Annotated in this window: 2 protein-coding genes; one reads left to right on the forward strand and one right to left on the reverse strand. The window is 55.0% G+C overall.

Going from position 1 to position 2,641, the window contains the following annotated elements; translation table 11 throughout:
• Positions 1-229: 229 nt before the first annotated feature.
• Positions 230-1,183 carry an AraC family transcriptional regulator gene (locus THS27_RS26040; protein ID WP_085595905.1) on the reverse strand — a complete coding sequence of 318 codons (954 nt, stop codon included), beginning with the start codon at positions 1,181-1,183 and terminating at the stop codon, positions 230-232.
• A 101-nt stretch (positions 1,184-1,284) separates the two neighbouring features.
• Between THS27_RS26040 and THS27_RS26045 the strand changes: the two genes are divergently transcribed.
• Positions 1,285-2,535, forward strand: a complete 1,251-nt coding sequence (locus THS27_RS26045; protein WP_085595907.1) for an MFS transporter — start codon at positions 1,285-1,287, stop codon at positions 2,533-2,535.
• Positions 2,536-2,641: the final 106 nt, after the last annotated feature.

The following is a 2,641-nucleotide window of genomic DNA, read 5'->3' on the forward strand; positions in this document are numbered from 1 at the left end:
AGGCTGAGCTACGCTCCGTCAGTGTGCGCGATTATCTATCCTGTATGATTAAGCAGTTCAAGTATAATTGCGGCATGTCGCGGCATTTTTTGGGATCTTGATCACTGGGTTGAAAATGTCGCAAATTGATCGTGTTTTCGGTTGTTCGTCAGTTGCCGTAATTTCATGTGATTGGCAGCGTCAAAATCAGTAAAAATGATACTTGTTAAAGAAACATGATCTATCACATTCAGGCCTTCCGGCTGATGCCAGGGGGCTGACCGTTGATACGCTTAAAAGCGCGGCTGAACGCTGCCTGAGACGTATAGCCGAGGCGTTGAGCCGCAGCCTCGATAGATAGTCTTTCGTCGCTCAGCCATAGGCGGGCGAGGTTCATTCGCAGTTCTGTCAGATATTTTAGGGGCGGGATGCCGATCGTGGATTGAAATCGCTGTGCAAAGGCAGAGCGCGAAATGCGTGCCTCTGCTGCCATGTCCGTAACGTTCCAGTCACGGCCTGGCTGCCGGTGTAGCGCCAATATGGCACGGGCCAGACGGGGATCGCGCAGTGCGGCAACAAGACCGGAGGCGTTTTCACATCCTCCTTCTATCCAGCCACGTACGATCAGGGCGGCCGCCACATCGGCAAGCCGCGCCAGAATACCGGCGAAACCAATGCGGCCAGCACAAATTTCACGTTTCATCGATTCAAGAATGGGGAGTAATCCCGGGTGGTGGTGTTCTTGCGTACTTGTCGTCATGACGTCTGGCATGAGCTTGCCGAGCCCTTGCATACCGCCGAGATTGAATTCCATACAGCCATAAAAGAGAACGGCACTTGGCGTCGGGTGTGTGCTGGGGCATGTGTCGACGCCGCTTACGGCTTCGCCAAGGGGGGCCACATCAAATGTGTCGATATTTTCAAATGCGTTATCTGGGTCCGATAAAATCTGATGCGCCTGGCCCCGTGGCATCAGAACTGCGCTCCCTGCTGACAGGTCGTGCAATGCGCCGTCTTCAGTCCGCAATACAGCTTTGCCGAAAGCCAGAAAGTGGAAATAGACATGCCCTGGTCTGGCATCAAATCCCATGCCAAAGGATGGACCGGTTTGAATGCGTCGATATTTGACACCACGCAGGCGCATGCCGGCGAGCAGCTCGCTGATAAACTCGGACGATAAGGCAAACTGATTTTGCATGGTCATTTTTTGGCGTTTTGATCAAAATATCAAGACCAGCCATCATAGATCATCCTGAATTTCGCATCTAGTCTTTAGGCAATCGTTGTTTCCTAGGGATATTCAAGATGAGTGATGATGTTTTTAAGGCCGGGCCTGCTATCCCGTGCGATAGCGGATCGGCTGTGGAGTCCGTGGCACCTGCCTGGATGGCCGTGTTTTCGCTGACAATGGGGGTGTTTGGCCTTCTGACGGCAGAATACCTTCCTGCCAGCCTTCTGACACCAATGGCAACTGATTTGGGCGTATCTGAAGCGCTGGCGGGTCAGGCGGTGACGGTGACTGCGGTGGTGGCCCTGTTTGCCGGGTTGTTGGTGCCCAAACTAACAGGCAGGCTTGATCGTCGTGCTGTCCTGCTTGCTTTCACAATATTAATGATCATGTCCAACTTGCTGGTTGCGCTTTCCTCCAGTCTGGCCGTGTTATTGGCGATGCGGATTTTGCTGGGCATTGCGCTGGGAGGGTTCTGGAGCATGGCGGCAGCTGTGGCCATGCGTCTGGTGCCAGCCTGGCTGGTGCCAAGGGCATTGTCGATTATTTTTAGTGGCATTGCCGTTGGCACGGTGGTGTCTGTGCCCTTGGGAAGTTATCTGGGCGGCTTGTATGGCTGGCGCAGTGCCTTTGTCGCAGCGGCGGCGGTTGGCGGGTTAACGCTTGCCTTTCAATTGTTCACATTGCCCCGTATGGCGCCGCGCAAGATGGCACATACCGCATCGGTGCTGGAACTGCTCCGTCGTCCCGGCATCGGGTTTGGGATGATGGGCTGTGTGCTTGCCCATACTGGCCAGTACGCGTTGTTTACCTATATCCGGCCTGCTCTTGAAAGTGTTGCCCATGTCGATGTTCAGGGCTTGTCGTTAATGTTGCTGGGCTTCGGGGCCGCCAATTTTGTGGGGACCTTGCTGTCGGGCTGGCTGATGGAACGTAGTTTGCGTGCGACATTGGTCGTGATGCCGGCTTTGGTCGGGGGGGCTACGTTGGCAATGATTCTGCTGCCCGTACAGGGAACCGGTTTGATGCTGCTGGTTGCTTTGTGGGGGCTGGCATTTGGCGGTGTTCCGGTGGCATGGTCCAGCTGGGTTGCGCGCGCGGTGCCTGATCAGGCCGAGGCGGCGGGGGGCATGGTCGTTGCGTCGGTGCAATCTTCCATCGCCTCGGGTGCTGCATTGGGCGGTGTGGTTTTCGGTTTGGGCGGTGTAACGGGTGTCTTTATTGTGGCCGGTGCCCTGATGCTGCTGGCAGCATTTGTGATCGCCCTGAAAGTTCAGGTCGAACTCCCCCGGCATGGCGCTGTTGCGGATGCTACTTCGGGTTTTTAGGCAGTTGTGATTACGGCATAGTTTAAAAACGACAGTTTTGCATGAAAAAGGCCCTGAGATGCCAAAGCATTTCAGGGCCTTTGAATGATGGTCGGAGCGAGAGGAT

Origin of the sequence: Thalassospira sp. MCCC 1A01428 (genome assembly GCF_002115825.1) — a bacterium.
Lineage (GTDB): Bacteria > Pseudomonadota > Alphaproteobacteria > Rhodospirillales > Thalassospiraceae > Thalassospira.